This window comes from Hirschia baltica ATCC 49814 (assembly GCF_000023785.1).
Lineage (GTDB): Bacteria > Pseudomonadota > Alphaproteobacteria > Caulobacterales > Hyphomonadaceae > Hirschia > Hirschia baltica.
The window spans coordinates 3,167,830-3,193,351 of sequence record NC_012982.1 but is presented as its reverse complement, the minus strand read 5'-3'; the positions used below and the strand labels follow the sequence as shown (position 1 = coordinate 3,193,351).

25 protein-coding genes are annotated in these 25,522 nt (G+C 44.0%); 13 read left to right on the top strand and 12 right to left on the bottom strand.

The window, feature by feature from the left end; genetic code table 11:
- The first annotated feature begins 358 nt into the window (after positions 1-358).
- On the top strand, positions 359-931 hold the full coding sequence (locus HBAL_RS14545; protein WP_015828710.1) for a hypothetical protein: 573 nt from the start codon (positions 359-361) through the stop codon (positions 929-931).
- Between the two features lie 524 nt (positions 932-1,455).
- Entirely contained in the window at positions 1,456-2,727 is a 1,272-nt protein-coding gene (locus HBAL_RS14535; protein ID WP_015828709.1) for a TerB family tellurite resistance protein, read from the top strand.
- Positions 2,728-2,734: 7 nt separating this feature from the next.
- Here HBAL_RS14535 and HBAL_RS16470 read toward each other — a convergent pair whose 3' ends face one another.
- Positions 2,735-3,547 (bottom strand): hypothetical protein, encoded by an 813-nt coding sequence (locus tag HBAL_RS16470; RefSeq protein ID WP_015828708.1) that lies wholly within the window; start codon positions 3,545-3,547, stop codon positions 2,735-2,737.
- A gap of 210 nt (positions 3,548-3,757) precedes the next feature.
- Here HBAL_RS16470 and HBAL_RS14525 point away from each other — a divergent pair, with 210 nt between their 5' ends.
- The 3 genes from HBAL_RS14525 (at position 3,758) to HBAL_RS14515 (ending at position 5,998) form a co-directional block, all read left to right on the top strand.
- On the top strand, positions 3,758-4,018 hold the full coding sequence (locus HBAL_RS14525) for a hypothetical protein (protein ID WP_015828707.1): 261 nt from the start codon (positions 3,758-3,760) through the stop codon (positions 4,016-4,018).
- A 149-nt stretch (positions 4,019-4,167) separates the two neighbouring features.
- A complete protein-coding gene (locus HBAL_RS14520; protein ID WP_015828706.1) occupies positions 4,168-4,728 on the top strand; it encodes a recombinase family protein in 561 nt (186 codons plus the stop codon).
- 262 nt (positions 4,729-4,990) lie between these two features.
- On the top strand, positions 4,991-5,998 hold the full coding sequence (locus HBAL_RS14515) for a hypothetical protein (RefSeq protein WP_015828705.1): 1,008 nt from the start codon (positions 4,991-4,993) through the stop codon (positions 5,996-5,998).
- 745 nt (positions 5,999-6,743) lie between these two features.
- Here HBAL_RS14515 and HBAL_RS14510 read toward each other — a convergent pair.
- The 4 genes from HBAL_RS14510 to HBAL_RS14495 form a co-directional block, all read right to left on the bottom strand.
- Positions 6,744-7,079 carry a hypothetical protein gene (locus tag HBAL_RS14510; RefSeq protein ID WP_015828704.1) on the bottom strand — a complete coding sequence of 112 codons (336 nt, stop codon included), beginning with the start codon at positions 7,077-7,079 and terminating at the stop codon, positions 6,744-6,746.
- Positions 7,080-7,277 (bottom strand): helix-turn-helix transcriptional regulator, encoded by a 198-nt coding sequence (locus HBAL_RS14505; protein ID WP_015828703.1) that lies wholly within the window; start codon positions 7,275-7,277, stop codon positions 7,080-7,082.
- A gap of 103 nt (positions 7,278-7,380) precedes the next feature.
- A complete protein-coding gene (locus tag HBAL_RS14500) occupies positions 7,381-8,016 on the bottom strand; it encodes a hypothetical protein (RefSeq protein WP_015828702.1) in 636 nt (211 codons plus the stop codon).
- 117 nt (positions 8,017-8,133) lie between these two features.
- Positions 8,134-9,342 (bottom strand): site-specific integrase, encoded by a 1,209-nt coding sequence (locus HBAL_RS14495; protein ID WP_015828701.1) that lies wholly within the window; start codon positions 9,340-9,342, stop codon positions 8,134-8,136.
- Between the two features lie 353 nt (positions 9,343-9,695).
- Here HBAL_RS14495 and HBAL_RS14490 point away from each other — a divergent pair, with 353 nt between their 5' ends.
- Positions 9,696-10,688, top strand: coding sequence for a DNA-binding response regulator (locus HBAL_RS14490; protein ID WP_015828700.1), 993 nt, complete (start codon positions 9,696-9,698; stop codon positions 10,686-10,688).
- On the opposite strand, the gene HBAL_RS16465 is transcribed toward HBAL_RS14490, so the two are convergent.
- Entirely contained in the window at positions 10,685-11,836 is a 1,152-nt protein-coding gene (locus tag HBAL_RS16465) for a response regulator (RefSeq protein WP_015828699.1), read from the bottom strand. The two genes, HBAL_RS14490 and HBAL_RS16465, sit on opposite strands and share 4 nt — an antisense overlap.
- Positions 11,837-11,991: 155 nt before the next feature.
- On the opposite strand from HBAL_RS16465, the gene HBAL_RS16460 reads away from it, so the two are divergent.
- The 3 genes from HBAL_RS16460 to HBAL_RS14470 are packed head-to-tail and all read left to right on the top strand — an operon-like array spanning position 11,992 to position 15,559.
- Positions 11,992-13,353: a sensor histidine kinase gene (locus HBAL_RS16460; protein WP_049763161.1), complete on the top strand. Its 1,362-nt coding sequence runs from the start codon at positions 11,992-11,994 to the stop codon at positions 13,351-13,353.
- Positions 13,350-14,381 carry an HDOD domain-containing protein gene (locus tag HBAL_RS14475; protein WP_015828698.1) on the top strand — a complete coding sequence of 344 codons (1,032 nt, stop codon included), beginning with the start codon at positions 13,350-13,352 and terminating at the stop codon, positions 14,379-14,381. The genes HBAL_RS16460 and HBAL_RS14475 overlap by 4 nt, the downstream gene beginning before the upstream one ends.
- Positions 14,381-15,559 (top strand): response regulator, encoded by a 1,179-nt coding sequence (locus HBAL_RS14470; RefSeq protein ID WP_015828697.1) that lies wholly within the window; start codon positions 14,381-14,383, stop codon positions 15,557-15,559. Before HBAL_RS14475 ends, HBAL_RS14470 begins: the two co-directional genes overlap by 1 nt.
- Positions 15,560-15,675: 116 nt before the next feature.
- On the opposite strand, the gene HBAL_RS14465 is transcribed toward HBAL_RS14470, so the two are convergent.
- Entirely contained in the window at positions 15,676-16,662 is a 987-nt protein-coding gene (locus tag HBAL_RS14465; RefSeq protein ID WP_015828696.1) for an alpha/beta hydrolase, read from the bottom strand.
- A 250-nt stretch (positions 16,663-16,912) separates the two neighbouring features.
- Between HBAL_RS14465 and HBAL_RS14460 the strand changes: the two genes are divergently transcribed.
- Complete coding sequence (locus HBAL_RS14460; RefSeq protein ID WP_015828695.1) at positions 16,913-18,037, top strand: glycosyltransferase; 1,125 nt, start codon at positions 16,913-16,915, stop codon at positions 18,035-18,037.
- 107 nt (positions 18,038-18,144) lie between these two features.
- Complete coding sequence (locus HBAL_RS14455) at positions 18,145-18,759, top strand: TetR/AcrR family transcriptional regulator (protein WP_015828694.1); 615 nt, start codon at positions 18,145-18,147, stop codon at positions 18,757-18,759.
- Here the strand turns inward: HBAL_RS14455 and HBAL_RS14450 are convergent.
- Together HBAL_RS14450 and HBAL_RS14445 are read right to left on the bottom strand one after the other, a co-directional pair.
- Positions 18,756-19,358 (bottom strand): TetR/AcrR family transcriptional regulator, encoded by a 603-nt coding sequence (locus HBAL_RS14450; protein ID WP_015828693.1) that lies wholly within the window; start codon positions 19,356-19,358, stop codon positions 18,756-18,758. The genes HBAL_RS14455 and HBAL_RS14450 overlap by 4 nt on opposite strands.
- Positions 19,359-19,451: 93 nt before the next feature.
- A complete protein-coding gene (locus tag HBAL_RS14445; RefSeq protein ID WP_015828692.1) occupies positions 19,452-19,949 on the bottom strand; it encodes a flavin reductase family protein in 498 nt (165 codons plus the stop codon).
- A 379-nt stretch (positions 19,950-20,328) separates the two neighbouring features.
- On the opposite strand from HBAL_RS14445, the gene HBAL_RS14440 reads away from it, so the two are divergent.
- Positions 20,329-21,744, top strand: a complete 1,416-nt coding sequence (locus HBAL_RS14440) for a sugar porter family MFS transporter (protein WP_015828691.1) — start codon at positions 20,329-20,331, stop codon at positions 21,742-21,744.
- A 258-nt stretch (positions 21,745-22,002) separates the two neighbouring features.
- On the opposite strand, the gene fghA is transcribed toward HBAL_RS14440, so the two are convergent.
- The 3 genes from fghA to HBAL_RS14425 all read right to left on the bottom strand — a co-directional run bounded on the left by fghA (position 22,003) and on the right by HBAL_RS14425 (position 24,424).
- On the bottom strand, positions 22,003-22,848 hold the full coding sequence (fghA, locus tag HBAL_RS14435; protein WP_015828690.1) for an S-formylglutathione hydrolase: 846 nt from the start codon (positions 22,846-22,848) through the stop codon (positions 22,003-22,005).
- A gap of 74 nt (positions 22,849-22,922) precedes the next feature.
- Positions 22,923-23,300 carry a VOC family protein gene (locus HBAL_RS14430; RefSeq protein ID WP_015828689.1) on the bottom strand — a complete coding sequence of 126 codons (378 nt, stop codon included), beginning with the start codon at positions 23,298-23,300 and terminating at the stop codon, positions 22,923-22,925.
- Positions 23,301-23,314: 14 nt separating this feature from the next.
- A complete protein-coding gene (locus HBAL_RS14425) occupies positions 23,315-24,424 on the bottom strand; it encodes an S-(hydroxymethyl)glutathione dehydrogenase/class III alcohol dehydrogenase (protein ID WP_015828688.1) in 1,110 nt (369 codons plus the stop codon).
- A 167-nt stretch (positions 24,425-24,591) separates the two neighbouring features.
- On the opposite strand from HBAL_RS14425, the gene HBAL_RS14420 reads away from it, so the two are divergent.
- Positions 24,592-25,476 carry a LysR substrate-binding domain-containing protein gene (locus HBAL_RS14420; RefSeq protein ID WP_015828687.1) on the top strand — a complete coding sequence of 295 codons (885 nt, stop codon included), beginning with the start codon at positions 24,592-24,594 and terminating at the stop codon, positions 25,474-25,476.
- Positions 25,477-25,522 lie beyond the last annotated feature (46 nt).

Sequence of the window (25,522 nt, the reverse complement as noted above, 5' to 3'; positions counted from 1 at the left end):
CATTGACAGAAAAAAACAACTTATAGTATGATTAAAAATCATATTGAGGGGAATATTTATGTCATACATGAAGCCATGCGGCACGTGTCGAGTTAAGATTTCATCAGATGCAAACTTTTGTCCTCGATGTGGCAAGAAAAGACCTCATGGAACCATGCTTGGCGGATTGTTAGGGTTGTTTTTTACTATACTTACACTTGGCATGCTTGGTTGAAATTTTAATCTTGATCGTTTGGTAAGTTCCGTTTCGATTTATTAAACGATATTTTTTGTATTCTAATGAAAACATATACGACAGGCATTTGATCTCAGATTGCAAGCCTTGGGATGTTCCCTAAATTGCTAAAGCGAGCGTCTCATGAACACACATGCATATTTTTCACAATTCATCACTCTTCACATGCAGGAGACCGGCTTATCTAAAGTCTCCACTGTGAAAGCGATGGGGTATTCAAATATCGCCAAAGGTCTGAGGAGGCTAGATGCGCTTTTGCAGAATGACCTCAGTCTGGCGATAGCTTTGAAAAGTGAAATTGCAACCGCTTTTAGTATTTCTGAAACAGAGGTGCAGGATGCGATCCGTGAGAGCATACGTTTAAAAACGCAAACGGATTGGCAGGAATATGTGGAACACTTCAAACCGCATGCCATTGTAAAGACTGAATATAACCGACCGCAACAGATTACGATAGCCGGTTTAGTCGGAGCCTCTAAATTTAAGACTATTTCTTTAGTTGAGCAGAGTTCTCCCATTACTTTCGTAGTGCAGGTTTTAAAGGTCCTGCCTGAAGGTGTTCCAACCTTTGGGCGCACCGTTGGATTCTATATAAATTATGCACCAGAGAGATGTGTCGAGTTCAATATACTCGGAGAGCCAGTTGCTATGGATGATGAGGCCATCCAAGTAGAGCAAGTGACAATAAAAGTATAATTGGAAAACAAGGTAAAACGCCAGAACCGTTGAGCGGTTCCAGATCGCGGTAATTTTGCCCTCACAAGAACATTATGGTTTTATGGTGCAGTATTATTGAGATTTGTGCTTGGAAGTGCAGATATTAAATTCTCGGTCAAAAAGGTAGTAAAAGTTGGGTTGCCACAAGTGTATCAGGAGAAGGTATGCTTCAGACCTTTGAAGGGTAGGGTTTGTGCCGACACAAGGCGTCAAGGCATTGTGGAGATGTCACTACCTTCAGGGGCGCTTGGTATCGGTGAGATGCAGATAGGAAGTTTGAAGGCGGGAAATGGCCTTAAGCAGAAACTTTAGCAGTTATCGCATTATTGAATGATGTTGCGAACGAACCGCCTTTCATCTTCGAACGACTGCTGCTTATGAAGCCTAGTGCAGGCCAAGCGGGCACGTCTGTATAAAATCTGCTTCATGAACTTGCTTTAGTCTAACTATGTTGATTGAAATAAGATCGGCCTAGTGAATGAAGCCAAAACGAGGGGGGTATCATGCAGATAGACGGCATTAAACATCTAGTGTTAAAGGACGAATGCTTCACCTGGCGCGCCAGAGATTACCTCTATAACAATGTTTCATGTGTTGAATTCAGCGCTACAGTCACGCAACATAGCGTAAACTTTGTACCGACGGGTAAGTCATTCGATGCCTATTTGTATGTACACACCTACAATGGGGAAGCGAGGATCTCACCGGAAAAAAGTTGGAACGGCAAAATGAAAGAGAGCGGTATGCATGCTCTCCAGCATGCTTATTCAGTCATAGCTCAGATAACCTTCGGCATTCGTATTGCCTTTTATGAACATCAACTCGAGCAAAATGGGTTCTTCGAGTACGGTCGGTTTAAATTTCACAAGGGCGGATCGGTTTACCGTGATCGAAAATTATTGGGTTCAATCTCGAAAGGCGATGTCACTCTGGAACTTGCTCCATTCGAATTGATTATCAAACGCGAGCTGCACAGTTTTAATGAGAGGATAAAAGGTTTTTTTTTCGGTAGCGATTATGTTGTCAGCCTAACGCGAAATAAAGATTGTCTTCTTTACATGATTAAAAAAGTTTATGGCATGTCATGGCCAAACACCTTTATTCCCGAAAAGCCCGTCAATCGACAACAGTTGTTTTATACTACTGTCATCCGTTTCGGCGCATTGCTCGCCAAGGCCGACGGGAAAGCGACTTCAGAAGAACTCATTCAGTTGAAGAAATTCTTCGACCTGGATTCTGACAAGCTTCCTGACGCTGGTCGGCTCTTTAACGTTACTATTGAGACCTCGCCGTCTGTGGAAGAAGTTCTTTCATCATTCGCCCGTGAGTTTGAGGATGCTGAGGAACTAAAGGAAGTCTTCCTTGTAGGTATGCTCACTGTCGCACTAGCGGACGAGTTCTTCGATCGTCGAGAATATCTTCTGATTAGACGCGCCTCTGCAAAACTAAAAATCTCCAAACTGGCGTTCTCGCGAATCCTAGCTACGATGGGCTTTTCAACTGCAGACTTCGAAGCGTCAGAAGGCCAAAATAACAGGCGCACAAGTGCTGGTAGCAGCAGCCGCTCGTCTGCAAGCTGGCGCGCCCGCCACCTTGAGGTACTTGGATTAGATGAGCACGCAGATCAAGAATTGATCGTCACGACATACCGTACACTCGTGCGTCGCTACCATCCGGATCTACTGCGTGGTCAAGGCCTTCCAGAAGATGAGATTGAACGCGCCCAGACGATCCTGGTTAAAATAAATCTCGCCTATGAGGCGCTCAAGTCGTGAACTATTTCTAAAAATCCTCGGCTGCTAACCGCCGCGTCGCTAGGTTTCCGTCGCGTTGAAGGATCAACTCGATTGTGTAACCGCTGACGTAATCACCTGTCATCTTAAAGTCCATGCTTTTGCCAGCAACGCTATAAGTTGTCAGTTCATCGGGCCCGAACAGAGCCTCTTCACCGCGCCAAACCGCGCCTGATGCATATTTGAGGTGATATGAACCAAGTGGAACCTCGACCTCAATCAGTTGACCTCCTCTCACAAAGATTGCCATGGCGTCTCGATCGGTCACTGTGTCGGCCAGTTTGATGTAATAGTCTGCACCTCTGCTCGTCACCAGCTCGAGCGGCGCGATTGCTTCTCGTCCCGTTCTGTTCCACATCACACCGACCGCTTGTTTTACCGGGGGTGGCAGGTCAGCCGGCAGCGGTTTGAAAATGTCTTGCTGATGTTCTGTAGCTGCCTGAGCCGGTGTCACCTGACGCGATGTGGCTAGATTATCCTGCGTGCGCTCGACATTGCTAGAAGTCTTCTTGCTATCCGTGTCTGAAAAAACTGCCCAACCAATTCCGCCTACAATAAGTATCAGTGGAATCAATGAGAGAACAACGCCATTCGTCCGCCTATCTGATGCGTTATCCGGAGACCTAATTGTATCCCCATTAGGAGCTGCCGATTGACCTTTTTTCTTGGAAGGCGCGCTGTTTGCTTCCTCGGGAAATAGCAATCCACTGCACTTGCCACATTTGGCCATAGATCGATTAGAACCCGAACCTACCCGGTTCCGTTGGCCGCATTCGAAGCACACAAAAATATCGTTTGACATACCTCAATCTCCGGATCGCTTCATTTTTTCTGAATTAAAAGACCACGCCCGAAAGCGTGACTCTCGAGAAGTGTCTGTGTTTGGGGCGGGGACGATACCTCTCGTATGCATTGTACTTCTAATAGTGGTTCCCGAAAAGAGGGAATTGGCATGGCACAATGCGCAAAGTGATCTTGCCTAGCGTTTCATACTAACGCTGGGAGTTATTCAATGAATAGCAAGGACGCATTGGCGGCACGCATCGCCGTTCTAGAAAATTATGTAGTTGTATTGGCAGGAATTCTATCGGTTCGAGAGGGCAGACCCCTCGAGGAAGCAACACATATCTATCATGCTGCCCATGATATTGCTGTGAAATGCTATCAAAGTGCTCAACCCGGACCTGAAAGGGATGTTGCGGAATTAGTCTTAAAGGCAACTCATGTGAACTTTGAGCGTATCCAGAGCTTTCTGGTTGGAGAACCTAAATAGGCACCAAAGGACCGTGAAGCGATTTTGCGGTCCAACGCCTATCATAAGACTATAGTTCTATGGCTGATTTGTAATTGTCTATCATATATATCCAATAACATTTATATGATAGGTTTATCATAAGACTAGTTTTATGATAGGATATCACCGTGAAGTACATTTATGCTCGAACATCTACTCAACATCAAAATGTGGATCAGCAAGCAGAACATCTATTGAGAAGTCATTCAGATGCAAAAGTTCTGAAAGAGCAGGAGAGTGGTCGTTCTTTGGACAGACCTGTTTTCAATGAGTTGAAAAACCTTCTGGTGAAAGGCGATGTTGTTGTCGTCCTTTCGGTAAGTCGATTGGGACGTAACACAGAAGAAGTTTTATCCTTCATCAGAGACATGCGCGAAAAAGGTGTCAAAGTCATTGTGGATGATCTTGGCAATTTGGATGTGACGAGTTCAACGGGAAAGTTGGTTCTAACTACTTTGGCGGCGGTTGCTGAAATGCAGCGAGAAGAGATACTTGATAAACAACGTATCGGGATTGAACGCGCAAAAGCTGAAGGCAAATACAAAGGCAAGCAAGCATCACCGGAGACGGTAAGTAAGTGCAAGGAAGCAGTAAAGTACTTGGAGGCAGGGTTGTCTAAGGAGAAAGCTGCCAAAGCTGCTGGGGTAGGGGTGGCTACGTTGTATCGGTTTCTTAAAGAGAAAGTTTGAGCATTGGTCTGTTTCTCACTACATATACCCTCATGAACAGGCAATCTTTCGCCAGAAACGGACATTAATATAAAAGCTGAGGCTGGACACAAACTCAACCCTGTGTAGGTTGTGATCTTCAATGCTGCTGTTTCATCCGAAAAGCGGACAAGACGAAGGCGTGGTTGATGCAATGTCGGACGTTGCAGAGAAATCTTGCAGAATACTTGCCTGATCATTTTTTGTTCTTATGTAACACGGCGCTAGTGACAAAGGATCGAAGATGCCTCTTGCCAGAGACTGGACCGGAAAAATCTATGGGACAAATAATGGCGGCGTTTACCTTTCGATCGAAGATCGGTCCGACCAATCAGTTGTTGGCCACCTAAATATAAATGACGAACAGTGCGGTGTTTCAATCTACAAAGTATCCGGAACTTTCAACGGTTCCGAGGTCCACCTCTCAGGTGAGCCGGTTAAGCTTCCCGAGGGAATCGAGGCTGGATCAATGCATGCGAAAGGGATTCTTACAGCCCAAGGTGGCGTGGATGGAACCTGGAGCACAGTCTTTGGAAGCGCTGGCACTTTTTGGCTAGTTCCTCATGGCCACTCCACCCAACCGGACGGTTCCCCGGATCAGCTTTTTACTGCTCGAAAGGATTGGGGGCCCATAGAAATCACGCGCGACGATATCGTCGCCGTAGCCGAACTGATTCAAAAAGACTTTAACAATCCAGTCGTCGTGACAGTTACCGGCGAGACAGAAGTCAGTTGCTACCTGGAGCGTTTCAAGGGTTTGGAACTAGCGGAACAGCGGGCACGAATAGTCAAGATTCGCGGTGCAGATCCGGAACGTGATGGTATCAATCGTGTCGTGCAAGTCGAGTTCGGGCCTCAAATGAATTTCGCATTCGCCCAAAGCACCAACGAAGCATGGGCAAGGGGCAAGAAGGAGATGCTCGCTCAACATCTCAAAAAATTTGAGCGGAATTATGCCACTTATATTAAGCGGCTTGGTCTCGGCACAAACCAACTGCTCCACAGTGCGACATTGGTTGTTTTGCCGGCGCTTCCAGATTGGTCCCAAAGGGCATTCTTGGTCGTCATCGTCATGTCTATCGCGCTGGCTTTAGCAGCTTTTGACCGACACATTATGCGTTTCGCAAGCATCTGGATCGCGGACAAGCCCAATTTAGCTTTCGGACGTTCGTTCATTTCTTGGGTTGTAAACGTTTTCGGTATGATCGTAGCGGCTCTGGCAGCAGCAGCTATCGGTGGGTGGTTGCCCTGAAGTTAGCGTCAAAAAAGCGAATAGACTGAAAAGTTGCTGGCGGACCTGACTTCCGCCTTTACGTCCGTTCCTGACGCGCCGGACCTTCTTATATTTGCAATTTTTAAGTCTAGTTTCAGTTAAAATGATATCAGTTGATGATCTACAGTCCGCTTGGGGCCACAAATACTCTGATGAACAGGCAATCTTTCGCCAAAAAGGGACCCATTGCTATTTTGGTAATGGGGCTGCATTGGGCCATTTCCTGTCTCATCAACACAATCATTCACCAAGTTTTTGGAAATTAGTTGTCCAAAGTATACCTGATCATAGAGATATCCGAAGATGGCTTAAAATGAACTCTACAAGTTTGACTTTGTAGTTTGAAGTTATCCCCAAAGGGGATGCTTCGCTTGCTTTAGAATTGTTTGGAATAACTTTGTTGGTAACCCATACAAGGCTCTTACAGGAGCCAAGTATGGAGTATATAGGCAGTATTCACACGGCTCCGTAAAGCGCATCTGAAATGACCTGACGGGTAGCATGTTGGTCAGCAAATTTATTTCTCAGTATCCTACAGGATCATATTCGAAGTTCGAGAACCGTAAAAGTACCGATTTCTGTATTACTCTACTTTGGGTGCACTCCATTGTTGCCAGGCGCGAGTAGGTGTCTTACCGTTGAATAAGGTATCGGGAGGTACTGTTAGGTATCGTTGCTGCCCTTGGCGTTTGTTTTGCGTTTGCGCTTATCCATTGATGCTCTCTCATTCTATTGGAGAGAATTGCAATGTATAAAGAATGCCAGTTTGATATGGTGGGTGTGGAGAAATAACAAACTGTTCTTCAATGTTAACTCCCAATGCAATGAGCGTGAGGATCTTCGAGCGCCATTTAAAAGTCTCCGAATTGCTCGGGAAGTATCCTTTATTACCGGATCTAAGAAGTTTCTGATGAACTTCTGCCAAAGACTGATTTCGGAAGCTGATAAGGTCCTGGCAAGCTGGTTTATCAATCCATTCTTCGTTCTCCAAATTAGGAAGGTTGACGTATTCGTCAATTTCAACCGTCAGAGCGTCTATAGGCGGAGAAAAATATTTCATCTAAACCTCCTGTGAAGTGCTGGAGCAAGATTTGCTAGCTAACCACTTTTCAACATCGTCCCAGCGGTATTTCACGCTTCGACCAATTTTTAGGTAAGGAGGGGTGTGGGGTTCACCGCGCATTCGGCGTTTTGCCCAGGTTATTGGCGCAATACCTGTAATTTTAGATAGTTCTTCGGTGTTTATCAGTTTGGTCATGGAGACTCCTTTCAGTCACTCCGTTCGAGAACCTTCTCGAGCGATAAAAGGAGTCTCCCTCTTTAAGAGTGCAAAAAACAGTCGTACTTAATTGCAGCGTTGGTTATCTGTAGTTATGGAGATAGGCTGATAGAAGTTTTTTTGCAGCTTCCGGGGTTGTGTCGTATCCAAGTTGTTCAAATTTTTTAAGGAAACTAGAATGCATCTCTTTCCATTTTGGATCGTGTGTACAATTTGTTTGCCACTTATCTAGCGTACGTTTAGTGTTTAGCTTGATGGCTACATTTTCTTTGTTGACGATCCTTTCGATTTGACTGGCTGCATTCTTAGACGGAATGCCGGCTTTTTTCAGTACATTGTATACTATGACACAATATACTTTTAGCTGTATTTTAGTTAATCTATCTGGGGGTCTATTGTAGACTTCGCCGACCAATAAATCTGCGGCATTACCTGTCTCAATAAGTTCGGTAAGTGCATCGAGTATTGGAATTAACGACCTATGCAAATGACCATTTGAGGTGCCTTCAACGGTATGCAAAAAATTTATTATGTCTATAATTGCGTCGTGAGTCATAATACGCTTTTCGCGGATTACAGTGGCAGTTGGTTTTTTTGCCCTTAATTCATAATGTTTCATTGCATGATTATGTAATTGGAAACATAAGATTCCTAATGTAGAAATAATAAGTTTAGGATCAAAGTTAATGACTCCATCTTGTTTGTTCTTATCAATCATTATGGGTCCCCTCGATCTTTTATATGAAACTAATGGTTGAATAGCTGTAGTCTGGTTAGTTGATTAACTAATCAAGTACTTTTAGTGAACTTTAATTTATTTAGAATTTTTTTCATATCAATTTAAACTATCGTCGATTTTATTGCTAATCGCCTCGACTGCATGTCGCAAAGGGTCGTCAGCTAAGTGAGCATATCTTTGAGTTGTAGCAGGGTTAGCGTGAGTGAGTGCTTTTCCCAGTATATATAAGCTTTTTCCTTCAGCGGCACCCACACTTGCGAAGGTGTGTCGTAGATCGTGAATTCTGACATCTCTTAGATTGGCGTTGGTTCGAATTCTGTTCCAAATTTTCTGCAACCCCGTGAAATGAGTATTTCCATCATTTGAAGGAAAGACCCATCCGTTAGTCCCTTTGTTGGGTAGGTTGTTCAAAATTGAGATCACCACAGAAGGTAAAACTATACTCTTCATATCATTCTTTGAGTCTGGGAGGTTTGCTAGGCTTCTTTGCCAGTCTATGTATTCCCATCGGAGGCTAAGAATTTCACTTTTTCTAGCGCCTGTGAACATAAGAACTTTTAATGCCTCAATTGCGTATGTGTTAGTCCCGTCGCTTCCGGCCTGTCTTAACTCCTGTCCTAGTCGTTGAATTTCCACTTCAGTCAAAAAACGTTCCTTTTTTTCAGTCCGAAATTTAGCAACGTTCTTAGCAGGATTTTTGTCAAGTAAACCTGCTTTCACAGCATGGTTAAGCATTGCGGATAAAATGTCATGAGCTCTGTTCGCTGTTGGTTTTCCGCCCGATACTACGGCTTTGCCACGCGGTTTCGTTTTCTCGACAATGATTTTATCTGGATTGGCAACTTTGCTCATAAAATTACTGATATGGGTCGTATTTAGTTCTTTCAGTTTCACTTTTCCAAGATGAGGAGAGATGTGACGCTTGAATAGAGATTCTTCGAGCTTAATAGTTCGTGGTTTTTTTCGACCGTTGGTCTGGCCGCAGAAAACTTCAAAATAGCTTGCTATAGTGTAGTTGATTTCGTTCGTTTTCTTTCGGGGGTCGATACCTTGCTTTAATTGAAGTAAGAGGAGTGTTGCCTGACTACGCGCATTGCTGGGCGTCCAGGGTTGCCCTAATGCTCCGATGGTAATGTCTAATGTGGTGCCTGTTTCGGTGAAACGAGATTGGCGAACAAAAAATACGACCTTTCCGCTTGGCTGAACGCGAGCACCAAAGCCAGTTAACTCGCTGTCCCAGCAGACATATCTCTTTTCACTTGGCTTTAATGCCTTGAGGTTTGAAAGTGTAAATTTTATTTTCATATAGAGAGACCTAGAGGTGTTGTCCCCTCAATATCCCCTCATTCAGTGGGAATATCAAGCTATATGCAGATGCATTTAGAAATAAAGAGTACAATAATATGTTGTTTTGTATGCTTATATATCTACATAGAAATTGCTATAAATTATAGACCCTCTCGTTGACATCGTAGGGGTCACAAGTTCGAACCTTGTACCGCGCATCATTTATTTTTCAATGAATTTGGTTTTGGCTGATAGTTGTTTTCAGCATATTGTTCTGTAGTTGGTTTCTATTTGTTTTATAGTAAACGTAGAGTAGAAATTTTATGCTCTTGTGAGGGCTATATTTTACATTATTATTGTATGTATCTGAGATGGTACATTCTCCGGTTATACAATTTGTAGATGATGATGGGAACTTGTTGGACAGTCTTGTTCGGCAAGTCAAACGTTCACGACCTGATTGGATTGTTCACAAAAATCAAACACCAGAAAACGCATTGGAAGCATTTCGAAGCAGAGGTGCGGACATTGTTGTGACAGATTTTTGTATGCCGGGAATGGATGGTTTGGATCTAGTATCCAAGATGCAGGCGTTGAATCCAAACATACACACACGCTTTATTATGCTAACGGGGTCTGGTGATTATAGCACCGCGATGACAGCAATTAACCAGCTAAATATATCGCGCTTTCATTCCAAACCATTTTCTTGCAATGAACTTATTGTTGAAATTGAAGCCTGCCTGAAGCTGATAGAAGAAGATGGCTCCCAATCTTATGAGCTGCAAGAAATAACGATGGGAGATATGTGCGCACCTGTTTTTATATTGGATGATAGCGCGCGATTGATTTATTCTAATCAGGCCGCAGATGCGCTTTTCCAGCAAGGAGATGTATTTTCTTTTGGAAATGACAAGGTTTGTAGGATTAATGATAGCACCTACCGAAAACAATTTGAGGATAGTTTAAAGCTTGTTTTCAATGGAAATTGTGATCGACCTATTTGGTTAAGGTTGGAAGTATCGGCAAACCGACTTCCCGTTGGAATGGTGCTTCAACCCAAAATAATGTCAAACGGGCGTAGGGTTGTGTCGATCCTGCTTTCACCATCCCAAAAGGATGCGCATGTATCTCTACAAGCGATTCAAGTGGTTTTCCAATTGTCCACCGCTGAAGCGCGCATTGTGCTTGCATTGATAAATGGTTTGCCTCTCGCAGAAGCCGCGTCCGCTTCAGGTGTCGCACTTTCTAGTGCTAGAACCTATCTCAAGCGTGCGTATCAAAAAACAGGTACTTCAAGCCAAGCTGAACTTGTTGCAAGCATATGCGCTACGACAGGAAATCTTTTACCAACATCGCGTTAGCTCCCGACATTATGGGCTTGAGAATATGATATTTGAATGGGTATCAGTAATTTTACTGAAAAACCGCTGTTTTCTTGATATTTGATAAGTGGTTCTTTTTTCAAATAAGGCGATGATGCTTTTAAAAGGCGTAGCCCTAGTTCCAAGCCATTCAGTTTTTTGCTCGCTGATATGTCTACTAAGGTAAGAGGTGTCTGCGAAACGGGGGGCATCTTTTTCGTCCCAGCTGAGCTGTGATTATTAATTTCCAAGACAATTGAATCAGCGTTCACAAGCCAAGTTTTGATAGAAATCTTGCTGGACGGTTGGGCATGTTTGATAGCGTAAGACATCAAAGTTGATATCAAGAGTGAAAAGATATGCATGTCTGCTTTCACAACTGTGTTTGAGGCTTCCATATCAATATCGAATTTCAAGTCTCGGCTTTTGGCCTTACGTCTTAGCGGATTGGTGTTTTCTAGTATGATATCATGTAAGTCGAATTGACTAACTTGGGACAAATAATCCCCGCTTTCAATTTTTGAAAGGATTGCAAGAGATTGACTTGCAGCGAGAATTTCATTGCCATTTTCAATAATGTATCCCGCATATTCTTTTATGTCTTTTGCAGGTAGATTAGACGTTGAAATGATGTTCGCAAAACCAATAATGTGTTTTAGAGGTGTTTGAAATTCTTCTTCAATATTTGCCAGCAGATGGGACGATGTTGAATTAATCGTGTTCCTTACATCTCTTTCTGCAGCAGTTTCCATTATCGCTTCACATAATTGATCTGAAGAGACGGGTTTTTCAAGAAATTTGGATACTTCAGCTTTATTGACAGCCTGAAGAAGGGTTTCGCGGTCAAGGTCTCCAGTTAGCATGATACGAGCAATGCTTGGGTCGATTTTGCGAACCCTGCTTAGAAATTCAATACCAGACATTTCTGGCATTCGCATATCTGAAATGACAATATCAAAAGGCTTGTCAGTAGCTATGCGCTGCAGCGCCTCAGTTGGGCTAAGAACCGACACAATATCAAAATGCATGCGTAAGCGACGTTTAATTGTCAATAATACAGGCAATTCATCATCAACCATGAGTATCCGATAACTCGTTGATTTATCCGGACGTTGGGGGAAATTCAAAATCTCACTATGGGTGGTCAAATTCAGCCTCCATTCTGCATTTTATCTGATTTTGCATGGCTGAGCGAATAAATCTGTCCCCATATGGGGATAAGTTAAATATCAAATCTGTGAAATATTATGGATCAACTTCAAGCCTTTGGAGGGAGAAGGTTAGCAAGATCTAGGAGGATTTCATGGGGGCCGTTTCAACACATGCAGCGCCACTTTCAGGCAGCAAATCTTATGAACAGTTAGAAAAGCGCCTTCAGCGGGAAATCGCTGCACGTAAAAGTGCTGAGTGTCTTTTGAAGGATAAAAGCAAATCGCTCATCGCATCTAATCAAGCACTCGAAAAAGTTGCGCACCATTTAGAAGAGCAAAGACTGCAGCTTGATATTATTCTTGATAATACAGTGGGCGGAATTTTTCTGACAAATGCAAATTTTCAGATTTTGCGGGTGAATAAAGCTGGCATGGAGATGTTCAATTTGTGTCAGGAAACCCTACTGGACCTAAAAATTATTGATCTTTTCCATGCAGACCTAGATGTGTCTCATGTCGTTCGAGAGGCTCAAAAAGAGCTAGGTCAGGCAAGAATTTACGAGACAATCGGAATGACGATTTATGGAGATCAAGTTCCTATAGAGATTGGCGTTACATTAGTTAAACAAGATGCGCCACGGTCCAAGCAATATGTTTGGATTGTTCGCAATATCACGAGACGTAAACAAGATGATGCAAAACGAGAAGTGCTAGAAAAAGAGCTGGCACAAGCGCAAAAACTTGAAGCATTGGGAACATTAGCTAGTGGCGTCGCGCATGAAATTAACACGCCTATTCAGTATGTTGGAGACAATTTGCGTTTCTTGCAAGACAGCTTTACGGATTTGATGGCATTGATGCGTTTGCAAGATTCAAAGTATTCGGACGCGGAGCTGGAAGCAAAAAAAGAAGAAATTGATCTTGAGTTTTTGGAAGCAGAATTGCCTGCCTCATTAGAGCAGTCGCTCTATGGCCTTGATCAAGTTGCTCGAATTGTAAAAGCTGTAAAAGAATTTTCTCATCCCGGTTCAGGCGATGCTGAATCGATAAATCTAAATGAGCTTGCTTCTTCCTCTTCAACGCTTTGTAAAAATCAGTGGAAATATCTCGCTGATGTTGAATTCCTTTTTGACCCTAATCTGCCTGAAGTTGTGTGTTACCCAGGAGATGTAAATCAAGTTCTATTGAATATGATTGTAAATGCGGCTGATGCCATTGATGAGTTGGGGGCAGGGGATAAAGGCACGATTACGCTGCAAACCAGATTTGATGATACGAGCATTTATCTGGATATTTCAGATACTGGATGTGGCATGGATGAGAGCGTTGTTGGTCGTATTTTTGATCCGTTTTTTACAACAAAAGATGTGGGAAAAGGAACTGGGCAAGGCCTAGCCATTTCTTACAATATAATAAAGCAAAAGCACGGTGGCGATATAAAGGTGGTATCGAGCGAAGGCGCAGGCACTACATTTACGATATCATTACCGCGTGAATTTGGAGGTGTATCATGAGCAATCCCACAGTTTTGTTTGTCGATGATGAGCCAAATGTTTTACGCGGCTTGAAACGCATGTTGCGCCCTGAGAGAAACCGATGGGATATGGTGTTTATGGAAGGCGGTCCCGAGGCCATCCAATGGTTATCTGAGAATGATGTAGATGCCATTGTGAGCGATATGCGTATGCCGGTCAAAGATGGTGCGGATGTTTTAAATTTCGCCGCTGAAAACAATAAGGGATATGTCAGAATCGTATTGTCGGGCGAGGCAGACAAGGAACTTACATATCGAACTGTTCTTAGTTCCCATCAGTTTCTGTCGAAGCCTTGTCAAAATATAGAACTTGTTCGTGCAATAGATCTGCCTGTTTCATTTTTAGGCCGGCTATCGTCCAATGATCAGGCTAGAGTGGCATCTGCTTTGAGAACATTGCCTTGCGCGGCCGACATTGTTGCGCAAGCCAAGAAAGCATTGTCTCGTGAGGCAGGGTTGAGTGAATTTGCGAATATAGTATCCAAAGAACCCACATTGGCCTTACGAATTTTTCAATTAGCTAATTCAGCGTATTTTGGAAAACCGGCCAATACGTTGAGCATATACGAGGCGGTGACAACCATTGGCTCGGATGTTCTTAGATCCTTACTTGAGACGAACCGTCTCGTCGATCAAGTAACCACCGAATCTAATAATGAAGCGCTCAAAGACATTTCCAGTTGCGCAGTGAAGTGTGCGCAAATGTTGTATGAACTGGCCCTTGAACGAGGGACAAGCGAAACCGAAGCAGAGGCAGCTTATTCAACAGGTTTACTTTCGTGGGCCGGAGATTCTCTAGTGGCTGGGACTGATATGGGCTTGGATGCTGCGTCTCTGCATTTGAATGCAATTAGTGTTTCTGGATATGCGGCATGTTTATTGGGTATTCCCGCACATATGAGCGCAGTGATTTCATCTTTGAACACACAACAATCGGATAGATTTGTCGATCCGAGTGATCGCGCCAACGCGCTGGCCTCACTTATGTTTGACAAGGCGGTAGCGTGATGAGTGATAAAATACGTGTTTTATTTGTTGATGATGACCCAGCTCTTTTGCAAGGGTTAAAAAGGAAATTCCATAAAGAGTTTGATCTCACCGTTGCGGAGAGTGCATTGGAGGGTGTGAGGTGTTTGGAGAAAAAAGGTCCGTTTTCGGTTGTTGTTTCAGACCAGAATATGCCTCAAGTTAAAGGCACAACCTTTTTGGCCAAGATCGCCAAGCATTTTCCTTTGACCGTTCGGGTTCTGTTTACTGGGAATAATGACCAAGAAACAGCTGTATCGGCTGTTAATGATGGGGCTGTTTTTAAATTTCTCAATAAGCCATGTACGTCAGATGAAATCCTAGAAGTGGTCAAGCAGGCTCATGCACATCATTTGATGTTGAAAAATGAACGATTAATCCTCGAGGAAACATTGACAGGTAGCATTAACTTGCTGACCGACATGCTTTCTATGACGCATCCCAAAGCATTTCAACGTGCAAATCTCGTCCATGAATGGTCGGTGAAAGCTGCAAAACTTTTGGACATTGATGATGTTTGGGAATTGGAGGTCGCTTCTAAGCTTTGGCCACTCAGCTATCTCTTGTTGCCAGATGATCTGATTGCAAAACGAAATGCTGGCGAGGATTTGAACGCTGAAGATCATAAATTACTTGCGGCATCATATTTGTCTATCTCTCAGTTGCTTAACAACATTCCGCGGGTGAGTGAAATTTCGCGTATTTTGCTGTTGAGTTGTGATGGTGCATGTCAGGCTGTTGAACCAGAGGCACGGCCAAAGTCCGCACTGTTGTTGCAGTTGCTTATAAACGCATCTTTTTATGCTGATTTGAGAACCGGTTCAGTTGAGTTGAAATATCTCGATAAACTGAGCGAGGGACTTGCGCCAGTCAGTCAGTCTTTGTTTGCTTTGATATGCGGCATTTTTAGTGATCAGACGAAAGCATCCAATACGGTTTTGAAAGAGGTTGAAGCGGTTTATTTATTGGAAGATGATGTTCTTGTAGAAGACCTTCATGACAGTAATGGGCGGCTGCTGTTAGCAGCTGGGCAAAATGTGACAAAAAGTGTGATTAGTAAATTGGGGCAAATAAACAGGCATCAAAAAATCACAAATAAAGTGAAGATCGTGCGAGGCATGGGCAATAATGTGTCACGCGAACCGGCGACGGCAGCATAACCCATTGAATATCTGTTTTGTTGGACGTTATATAATGACGAACATATCCAGAGCCAATAATTGACGGTGTGCAGTACAAGGGCGAACCTCATGTTGTACACCGTCGTTTTGAGTCATTATTGTGCCATTAAGAATGCAAGATATTCGTGTGCTCTTGATGCCCAGTATTCTTCTTTGTGACCAGTTCCTTCGTAAACGCGGAATTGAGCGGCATTTTTATCCCAACCATTTTCACGAAACCATGCTTCAATGTCGACTGAATGACGGGCATAGTATTGATCCAGTTCGATAGTGCCGTGATCAAACCAAATGGTTTGGGGATATTCACCGATTTTAGAACTATCAAGGTAAGCCAATATAGCTTGTGTGGCTGCGTTTGCAGCGGGAGATTCAGGACGAGCCAAAACCCAATGCGTGGAGAGGCAAGCGGCTTTGCTAAACACCTCTGGGTATTCAGCAAGGGCATATAAAGAGATGAGACCGCCCATGCTTGAGCCCATGATAGACGTATTTTCCCGCCCGGGGGCGGTGGCGTAGTTGGAGTCGATATAGGGCTTTAGTTCTTCGACGATGAATTTCAGGTATGCATCGCTATATAATTCGGGTTTAACGCCTTCAGGATTATCCTCAGAAACAGCAAAGGCTTCTTCAGGAAGGTTGTTGATGATTTTTTCAGGGGCGTATTCCCACCAACGTTTATCCGTGTTCCATATGCCGACAATAATTGCGGGGCGTGCTTTTTCTTCTTTTATTAGCCGCGTTGAAACTTCATCTAAATTCCACTCAACACCCCGATATGAACCTTCCGTTTCCATAAGGTTTTGGCCATCATGAGCATAAATCACAGGATATTTTTGGTTAGTAGGATCATATCCGGGGGGGAGCCATATTGTTAGACCGCGCGGTTGTATGAATTGTGATTCAAACTCAGCAATTTTTACAAATTGTCCCTTGTCAGAAGCGGCTATAGGCTGAGATATTGGTTCTGAAAGATGCGATACTTTGGCCGTTTCAGGAGGTGCAATCGTTTCGTGACTTGTGCAATGACTTAAAAAGAGCGCGCATAAGCCAATGGATATGAGCGCCGCGTGTGATCTGATCATGAGTGTTTCTTCCCCTCAATATGCAATGCTTTTTTCTGTGCTTTTTCTTAAGGTTTGCATTGAAAATGGAGGTTGAAAACACCTAAATCAAAGCCAGCACAAAAAAGATAAACTTAACGCAGCGTCCTTAGGGCTGTAACCGCTGGGGGGCCTTTAAGCTTAGTCTGGGGGAGATAGAAGTCGCTCGCGGTTTGTAGCACGAGGGAATTAGCCTATAAGCTTGAACGTTGCGACAAGGTGGGAGTTGGTCATGTCGATGGAAAATAGCCTTGTTAGTGAAACTGATAGATTGTCTCCATGCATTGAATTGACGATTGTGGTTCCTGTTTTCAAAGAGGTTGGTAATGTGGATCGCATGGTGGCGGCGCTTGATGCGGCTTTAAACGGTATAAAATGGGAAGTTGTTTTTGTTGATGATGACTCTCCGGATGGAACCGCCAGCGCCGTCAGTGACATCTCTTCAACAGATCGCCGTGTCAGGTTAATTCACCGTGTTGGTCGGCGTGGACTTTCGTCTGCAGCGATTGAAGGCATGATGTCGTCAACGGCTGAATATGTTGCCGTTATTGACGGTGATTTGCAGCATGATGAAACAATAATTCCTCAAATGCTAACAGCTGTAAAAGACGGAGCTGATATCGCTATCGGCACTCGTTATGTGGAGGGGGGATCAACGGGAGAATGGGATGGAACCCGTGAGAAAATTAGTCGCTTTGCAACGTGGGTCTCACAGCAAATGACCGGAGTTAAACTTAGCGACCCGATGAGTGGATTTTTCCTCGTTGGCCGACAAACATTACTTGGTGTCGTGCATGGATTGTCAGGCTTGGGCTTTAAAATTTTACTAGATATTCTGACGACTGCGCGCCCAGCGCTTAAGGTTGCAGAAATCCCATACACGTTCCGCATTCGAGAAGAAGGCGAGAGCAAGCTGGATACTTCGGCAGCATGGGATTTTACGATGCTGTTGATAGATAAAAAAGTCGGTTTTTTGCTACCTGTGCGTTTTGTTTCTTTTGCCTTTGTGGGCGGGCTTGGAATAATCGTGCACTTCCTGACTCTGACTGTGATTTATCAAGTGGTGGAGAAGTCGTTTTTTTGGGGACAGGCTGCCGCGATGGCAATTTCGATGGTCTTTAATTATTGGCTCAATAATAAGCTTACCTATCGAGACAAACGCCGAACGGGAATACATTGGTTCACTGGTTTGTTGAGTTTTATGGGCATTTGTTCTCTGGGAGGGGCTGCAAATGTTGGCATAGCGAATTTCCTGTATGCAGAAGAAATGCACTGGGTGTTGTCGGCTTTAGCAGGCATTATCGTTGGCGCGGTGTGGAATTACGCAGCTACAAGTTTGTATACTTGGCGTAAATAAATTCTAGGTAAGTGTTCGGTTGAGAAAAAAGAGATAATGAGAAGTCGTCAAATTCGTTCTAGAAAAAATCTAGAATTGAAAAGGCGAGAATAGTAGGGGTGGAAATTGTGAGAGAGAATGTTTCTAAAATCATCAAATTGGATGGTCGTCGGGTTAAAAGTCGTCAGAAATTAAAAAAGGCTTTAGCAAAAATACTACGGACGAAGAGCTTAGAAAAAATAACAATAGAAGAAATATCAAAAGCTGCACATGTCACACGACCGACTTTTTATTCCAATTATAAGGATTTGCAGGCGATCGCTATCGAATATGTCGATGAGTTGATGCAAACTTTATTGGAAAAATTTAGGACAATTGATGTGGATCAGAAGTTGTTGCCGCGACAGCGAGTAAAAGTTCTGCTGCTCTATTATATTGAGATGTTACAAGAAAATGATGGAATATTGCTTAGTGCTGCTGCGGGGCGCGCTGGTAATGAAGCCTTGGAATTGATGCGCAGTTACTGGATGAAGATGGTTCTCATTCGGGCTGAAAAAGTACCGCATTCTGGCTTGTCGGCTTTAGATATCGAGGTGTCTACGCATTTTGTTGCTGGGGCAGTGAACTCAGTTTTAGAAGCGCATGCCTCAGGTAAACTTGATATGAATGCTGAAGAGGTTGCTGAAAGTATTTCGTTACTCATTAATCAAGGTTTAGGGCAAACTCTGGGTGCAATTGATTAGAGCTTTTCTGCTGACAATATTGCCAAGGTTGAGTTCATAGAAGCTTCTAATAAATGTTTGCTTTCTGCGCATTGCGAAAGGGCGGTTAAGCCATACATGGTAGTTATAACCATTAGCGCAGCATCCTTTGGCATGATCCCTTCACGAAGTGATCCATCGTCTTGGGCTATCTGGAAAATTTTCTCCATAGCAGAGACTTTTTTGTCCATGAAAACTTTCACGCTTTGGGCAATAACAGGATCGTGTGGTGCCAGCTCAAAAGTTGCCTGACATACTAGTGATCCAGGCATTTCTGAGCTGCAACATGCTCCGACAAGGTCTTCTAGTGGGCCGAGCATGTATTCTTTCAATGTGGCCATTGCAGACGTCTTACGATTTTCCAAGCGGTCTGTTAATTCAGTGATGGTGAGGTCGTGATCACGATGCAAGGCTGCTAGAAATAGTTCTCTTTTGCCGCCAAATTGTTGGTAGATTGCGTATCTATTCAATCCAGTCGCTTCAACTAGACTATCTATTCCCGTGCGCTCATATCCGTCGCGTTTGAATATTTCCATGGAAATATCAATTGCTTTTGCGATTTCTATTTCACTCCTTCCCATTGGGGATCCCTTATATTGAAGCTGGGGGTGTATTAGACCTTTAATATAGGAATGAATTCTTCAAAGTTAAATATTGTCGTAGCGTAAATAGAGCTAGTCTGGTTGAAATGCGCTCGCCGAGATAAACGAGCCTTGAGAAAATATCAACGCGTTTCCCGGTTTTTGACGTGCTCTAAGAACCTCGCCAATGATAATGGAATGATCTCCAGCATCGTGTATTTTATGTTTTTTGCATTCAAAAACAGACAAACAATCATTTATAATAGGTATATTGTATTCGTTTAGAAGATAATCGCAGTGTTCAAATTTGTTTTTGGATTTGGCAAATGCATCACATACAAATTTTTGTTCATAGGTTAGTACGTGAATTGCGAAAAATTCTGCGTTTATAAAGGCCTCATATCGTGATGATTGTTTTGCAGGTGCCCACATGACAAGAGCTGGATTGAGTGAAAGGCTAGAGAAGCTGTTAGCTGTTATGCCGATTGGGCCGTCTTTTGACTGCGTAGTGACAATAGTGACACCAGTTGAAAAGCTACCTAGAGCGCTTCGAAATGCGCGAGCATTTTCTTCGGGTGAAAAAATATCCATTGTTTTTCTTGGGCACCCTTCATCGTGATGTAAATTTCAGTCTATGAATAGAATAGGGTGAGGCTGTTGAAAACCCGCTAAGTCAATATAAACGCAAGTTCTAAATTTCGTAATGTGTTTCTAAAACAAGTTAGAAACATGGTTTCAATTTGTCTGAAAAATGTATTTGGATCAAGTTACAAGGGGCAATGATACAGAGCTAAAAAGATTACATTGTATCTAGGGCGACTTTCTTATGCATTGAATTTCTTATGGTAAATCTGATCTTCAAGATTGATTTTTGACCTCAAATTTGCTTGTGTGAAAAAAAATTAAAAATACAACGAGAATACGGGACAATACGGGCGACCTCCAATTCAATAAAAATAGGGAAAAAGGTATGTCCTTAGAGGAAACGACAAGTGCTCAACCTGATACTCATGGTATCGGTTTAGCTATTTTGATTACAACGGTCGCCACACTTGGCGGCTTTTTGTTTGGGTATGATAGTGGCGTGATTAACGGCACTGTTAAAGGTTTGCAGGTCGCTTTTCAATCTAACTCCGTTGGAACTGGATTTAGCGTGGCCTCAATGCTGCTTGGTTGTGCTGTCGGTGCTGCTGCTGCTGGCCGTTTGGCGGACATGTTCGGACGTAAGCCATTATTGCTAATGTCTGCAGTGTTTTTCGTCATTAGTGCTTGGGGTTCTGGTATTGCGGGCACTACGAATGAATTTATCATTTATCGTATCTTAGGTGGTCTTGCAGTGGGTGCAGCTAGTGTGATGGCACCTGCATACATTAGTGAGATAGCGCCTCCACATCTGCGTGGACGTTTGACGTCTATTCAGCAGGTTGCGATTATCGTTGGTTTGACGGCTGCTTTTGTTAGCAATTATTTCATTGTGAAAGTCGCTGGTGATTCAACGGCTGAATTCATGATGGGCTTTGAGGCATGGCGCTGGATGTTTTGGGTGGAATTAATCCCAGCGGCGATTTTCTTCTTTGCACTATTCCTTATTCCTGAAAGCCCAAGATATCTTGTTTCGGCCGGTAAAAAGGATGAAGCACACGGTGTTCTGACGCGTCTTGCGGGTGAGCAAAAAGCCGGTGTTGTTGTCAAGGAAATTGAAGACACACTTGCAGCTGATCACAAGCCAAGCTTGAAAGATATTTTTGATCCAGAAGGTAAGGGCATTCGTCCAATTATTTGGGTTGGTATTGGTTTGGCCGTGTTCCAACAATTTGTTGGTATTAACGTGATCTTTTACTATGGTTCAGTTCTCTGGGAGTTTGTTGGCTTCACCGAAGAAGACGGTTTGTTGACCAATGTCATCATGGGGGCTGTAAGTATTGGAGCTGTGTTAGTTTCGATGGCGCTTATTGATAAAATGGGCCGTAAGCCATTGTTATTGATTGGTTCTATTGGGATGGCTGTGTCTCTGGCTGTTATGGCTGGTGTTTTCTCTATGGCATCGGTCACAGAAACAGGACTTGCATTACCGGCTGGACTAGGGCCTGTGGCATTGATTGCTGCTGTTATATATGTGGCATTCTTCAACTTCAGTTGGGGACCGGTCATGTGGGTTATGCTTGGCGAAATGTTCCCAAATCAGGTGCGTGGTTCAGGTCTGGCTGTCAGTGGATTCTTCCAGTGGATTGCCAACTTTGGTATCACGATGACATTCCCGATTTTGCTCGCGACAACAGGCTTGTTCAGTGCTTATGCGCTGTATGCAATTGCGGCTGGAATATCTGTGATCTTCGTCTTCAAGTTTGTAAAAGAAACAATGGGTAAAACCCTAGAAGAAATGTAAGCGCAATTTAAAAAACCAGCAACTGGATGTGAAAATCTGGTTGCTGGTTTTATCGTTTTTATCGCCGCTAGACATGTGTTTTGTTCTCTTGAAAGAACAGTTCTAACTCAATTTAGTGACGTGTTTATGTCGAACTTTTGTGCCAAAAATGCGTCGTTTTTGTTGTCGAAGTGGTGCGGTTTTGCGTGCTTTGTATCTAATGAATATCAAGTGAATATCAAATCATCATCTCGAAGAGATAAATCCCTTTCTAAGGAATTAGGCTTTCAGTTTTTTAGCGTGCCATTCGATATGGTCGGCCATGAAAGTTGAGATGAAATAATAACTGTGATCATAACCTTCTTGCATTCGCAATGTGAGTTTCTGTCCTGCGGTTTCACACGCTGATTTTAAGAGTTCTGGCTTTAGCTGTTCTTCCAGAAAATTATCTTTGCTGCCTTGGTCGACTAGCAGATCAGAAACGCGGGCACCATCTTCAATCAATGCGCAAGCATCATATTCACGCCAATTGGATTTGTCGGGGCCAATATAGCCAGTGAGTGCTTTTTCACCCCATGGGCAATTGAGGGGCGACACGATGGGGGCAAATGCGGATACAGATTTGAAGCGGTCAGAATTGCGCAATCCAATTGTCAGAGCGCCATGTCCGCCCATAGAATGGCCCATGATGGATTGGCGAGACATATCGACCGGAAAAGATGAAACGATGAGTTCCGGCAATTCTTTTTCTAAATATGTGCACATTTTGTAATACTTATCGAATGGGGCTTGGGTCGCATCCACATAAAAGCCAGCACCTAAACCAAAGTCCCAGCTCTTATCTGGATCATCAGGCACATTTTCTCCTCGGGGGGAGGTGTCAGGTGCAATCAGTATGACGCCAAGTCTGGTGCAAGCTTCTCTAAACTCACCTTTGTCAGTGACATTGGCATGCGTGCACGTAAGGCCGGACAAATACCAGATGATTGGTAAGGTTTCACCATCTTCATGCGGCGGGACGAACACTGAGAATGTCATATCTGTGTTTGTGGATGTGGAGGCGTGTGAATAAACGCCTTGTACGCCGCCATGAGATAAATTGGTGGAAATTGTTGTCAGGGTCATGAAATGCTCGCTGGGGATAGAATTAAAAATATCCCGAAAACACAGTGCATTTTCGGGATATATGTCAGGTTAAGTTATCCGCGGTGTAACGCGCATAATTTGTTGCCGTCTGGATCTCGCAAATAAGCGAGATAAAGGCGTATGTCTCCGCTTTCGCGCCAACCGGGAGGATCTTCAATCATTTCTCCGCCCGCAGCAGCGCCGGCCTTGTGCCATGCGTCGGCTTCTTCTGGGTTTGCCATCGCAAATCCAATCGTCATGCCATTGCCGCATGTAGCTGGCTCACCATCAATTGGCGGCGTCACAAGGAACACATTATCATTGTGAACATAAACACAGCGACCTTTGGGGTCTATCCGTCCTGGTCTGCCTCCGACCGATGTGAAAAGTGCATCGTAAAAAGTCTTCGACTTTTCCATATCGTTCGTGCCGACCATCATATGACTGTACATTGTTTTCTCCCTATTTAGTAAACCACGACAGAGCGAATAGACTTGCCTTCATGCATCAGGTCAAATCCTTTGTTGATTTCCTCTAGGGTAAGGGTGTGGGTAATCATTGAGTCGATTTCGATCTTCCCATTCATGTACCAGTCAACGATTTTAGGGACGTCAGTACGACCTTTGGCGCCGCCAAAGGCCGTACCTTTCCAGACGCGCCCCGTCACCAGCTGGAATGGTCGTGTGGCAATTTCTTTGCCCGCTTCTGCAACACCGATCACAATGGAAACACCCCATCCGCGATGACATGCTTCTAGTGCCTGTCTCATCACGACTGTGTTGCCTGTACAATCAAATGTGTATTCTGCGCCGCCATCAGTCAGCTCGACGAGGTGCTGAACGATATCGCCTTCAATTTCATTTGGGTTGACGAAATGGGTCATGCCGTATTTGCGGCCCCATTCTTCTTTGTCATTGTTGATATCAACACCAATAATTTTATTGGCACCAACCATGCGGGCGGCCTGCAAAACATTGAGGCCGATACCGCCAAGACCGAAAACAATGATATTGTCTCCAGCTTCTACTTTGGCTGTATTTGTCACGGCTCCAACGCCGGTTGTCACGCCGCAACCAATATAACAAGATTTATCAAATGGTGCGTCTTCTCTGATTTTTGCGACAGAAATTTCTGGCAAGACTGTGAAGTTAGAGAAAGTGGAGCAGCCCATATAATGGAAAATTGTTTGACCTTTATAGCTGAAACGAGATGTCCCATCCGGCATAACGCCTTTTCCTTGTGTCGCGCGGATGGCTGTACATAGGTTTGTTTTACCTGACAGACAGGATTTACATTGGCGACATTCGGGTGTGTAGAGCGGGATGACGTGATCGCCGGGCTTTACAGAGGTGACGCCTTTACCCACTTCACGGACAATTCCCGCGCCTTCATGACCGAGGACAGACGGAAATAAACCTTCAGAATCAAGACCGTCCAGAGTGTAAGCATCTGTGTGACAGATACCTGTTGCCATGATCTCGACGAGGACTTCGCCATCCTTTGGGCCTTCAAGGTCCAATTCGACGATTTCGAGTGGTTTTTTCGCTTCAAATGCAACGGCGGCACGTGTCTTCATGATGGAAACTCATTCTGGATTTTGCAATTTTGGAAAGTATACCTAATCCTAGTATTGCGATAAACAGACAATATTGAAATATATTATTGCAATATAGGGATAATTAATCCGTCATGAGTTTTAGCGGAGATTGAAGCTCATCTGATTGAAAATATGAGAATGTGTTGATGAATAAATGGCTTGGTATTGAAGAATTTGTAGCGGTAGCAAAGCGGGGGAATTTCAAGCTGGCGGCTGAATATCTTGGGCAATCAACCTCGCATGTAAGCCGTGCTGTGATGGGGCTTGAAGACCGTATCCATGCGCCATTGTTTTTTAGATCGACGCGGCAGGTGACGCTGACAGATACAGGGCGCGCTTTATTTGAACAATGTCGCCAGCTTGTGGATGATCGCGATGAAGCTTTAGCCATGGTAACGGGAAGTGGGGAGCCTCAGGGTGAATTGCGGGTGACGTGTTCTATGTCCATGGGCGAGCGTTTTATTGCGCCAATATTGCTGCGATATGCAGAGCAATTTCCCAATGTTTCTGTGTCTATTCATCTGACAAACCGGATTATTGATCTGACATCAGAAGGCTTTGATTTGGCTATTCGCACGGGGTATCTTGACGATTCCAAACTGGTCGTCACGCGGATTGCTTCGCGTCGGCTTATTTTGTGTGCTGCGCCAGAATATCTTGAAAAACATGGTCGCATAGACAGCATTGCTGATTTAGAAAATCACAATTGTTTGGCCGGAACATCGACGCATTGGCGATTTAAAGTTGATGGATCAGAAGTGAGTTGGCTGCCCAAGGGACGGTGGCGATGCAATAGCGGGGTGGCCGTTAGGGATGCCGCATTATCTGGAATGGGGTTATGCCAATTGCCGGAATTTTATGTCGCTGATTATCTCAAATCGGGGAAATTGGTGCATGTTTTGGAGACTGAAAGCCGCGTCTTTGAACCAATATGGGCTGTGTGCCCTGAGCGGCGTCACTTATTGCCGAAAGTGACGCGTTTATTGGACCTTTTAAAGTCGGATAAAGCTTTAAAGGGAGAGGGCGTTTAAGGCGTGCGCTGCTGAAAAAGGGTGAGGCACGCCTTTATGCTAAGAG

Coding starts and splice junctions, on each gene's coding strand:
- HBAL_RS14545 (WP_015828710.1), top strand. CDS start 359: ATGAACACACATGCATATTTTTCACAATTCATCACTCTTCACATGCAG.
- HBAL_RS14535 (WP_015828709.1), top strand. CDS start 1,456: ATGCAGATAGACGGCATTAAACATCTAGTGTTAAAGGACGAATGCTTC.
- HBAL_RS16470 (WP_015828708.1), bottom strand. CDS start 3,547: ATGTCAAACGATATTTTTGTGTGCTTCGAATGCGGCCAACGGAACCGG.
- HBAL_RS14525 (WP_015828707.1), top strand. CDS start 3,758: ATGAATAGCAAGGACGCATTGGCGGCACGCATCGCCGTTCTAGAAAAT.
- HBAL_RS14515 (WP_015828705.1), top strand. CDS start 4,991: ATGCCTCTTGCCAGAGACTGGACCGGAAAAATCTATGGGACAAATAAT.
- HBAL_RS14510 (WP_015828704.1), bottom strand. CDS start 7,079: ATGAAATATTTTTCTCCGCCTATAGACGCTCTGACGGTTGAAATTGAC.
- HBAL_RS14505 (WP_015828703.1), bottom strand. CDS start 7,277: ATGACCAAACTGATAAACACCGAAGAACTATCTAAAATTACAGGTATT.
- HBAL_RS14500 (WP_015828702.1), bottom strand. CDS start 8,016: ATGATTGATAAGAACAAACAAGATGGAGTCATTAACTTTGATCCTAAA.
- HBAL_RS14495 (WP_015828701.1), bottom strand. CDS start 9,342: ATGAAAATAAAATTTACACTTTCAAACCTCAAGGCATTAAAGCCAAGT.
- HBAL_RS14490 (WP_015828700.1), top strand. CDS start 9,696: ATGGTACATTCTCCGGTTATACAATTTGTAGATGATGATGGGAACTTG.
- HBAL_RS16460 (WP_049763161.1), top strand. CDS start 11,992: ATGGGGGCCGTTTCAACACATGCAGCGCCACTTTCAGGCAGCAAATCT.
- HBAL_RS14475 (WP_015828698.1), top strand. CDS start 13,350: ATGAGCAATCCCACAGTTTTGTTTGTCGATGATGAGCCAAATGTTTTA.
- HBAL_RS14470 (WP_015828697.1), top strand. CDS start 14,381: ATGAGTGATAAAATACGTGTTTTATTTGTTGATGATGACCCAGCTCTT.
- HBAL_RS14465 (WP_015828696.1), bottom strand. CDS start 16,662: ATGATCAGATCACACGCGGCGCTCATATCCATTGGCTTATGCGCGCTC.
- HBAL_RS14460 (WP_015828695.1), top strand. CDS start 16,913: ATGTCGATGGAAAATAGCCTTGTTAGTGAAACTGATAGATTGTCTCCA.
- HBAL_RS14450 (WP_015828693.1), bottom strand. CDS start 19,358: ATGGGAAGGAGTGAAATAGAAATCGCAAAAGCAATTGATATTTCCATG.
- HBAL_RS14445 (WP_015828692.1), bottom strand. CDS start 19,949: ATGGATATTTTTTCACCCGAAGAAAATGCTCGCGCATTTCGAAGCGCT.
- HBAL_RS14440 (WP_015828691.1), top strand. CDS start 20,329: ATGTCCTTAGAGGAAACGACAAGTGCTCAACCTGATACTCATGGTATC.
- fghA (WP_015828690.1), bottom strand. CDS start 22,848: ATGACCCTGACAACAATTTCCACCAATTTATCTCATGGCGGCGTACAA.
- HBAL_RS14430 (WP_015828689.1), bottom strand. CDS start 23,300: ATGTACAGTCATATGATGGTCGGCACGAACGATATGGAAAAGTCGAAG.
- HBAL_RS14425 (WP_015828688.1), bottom strand. CDS start 24,424: ATGAAGACACGTGCCGCCGTTGCATTTGAAGCGAAAAAACCACTCGAA.
- HBAL_RS14420 (WP_015828687.1), top strand. CDS start 24,592: ATGAATAAATGGCTTGGTATTGAAGAATTTGTAGCGGTAGCAAAGCGG.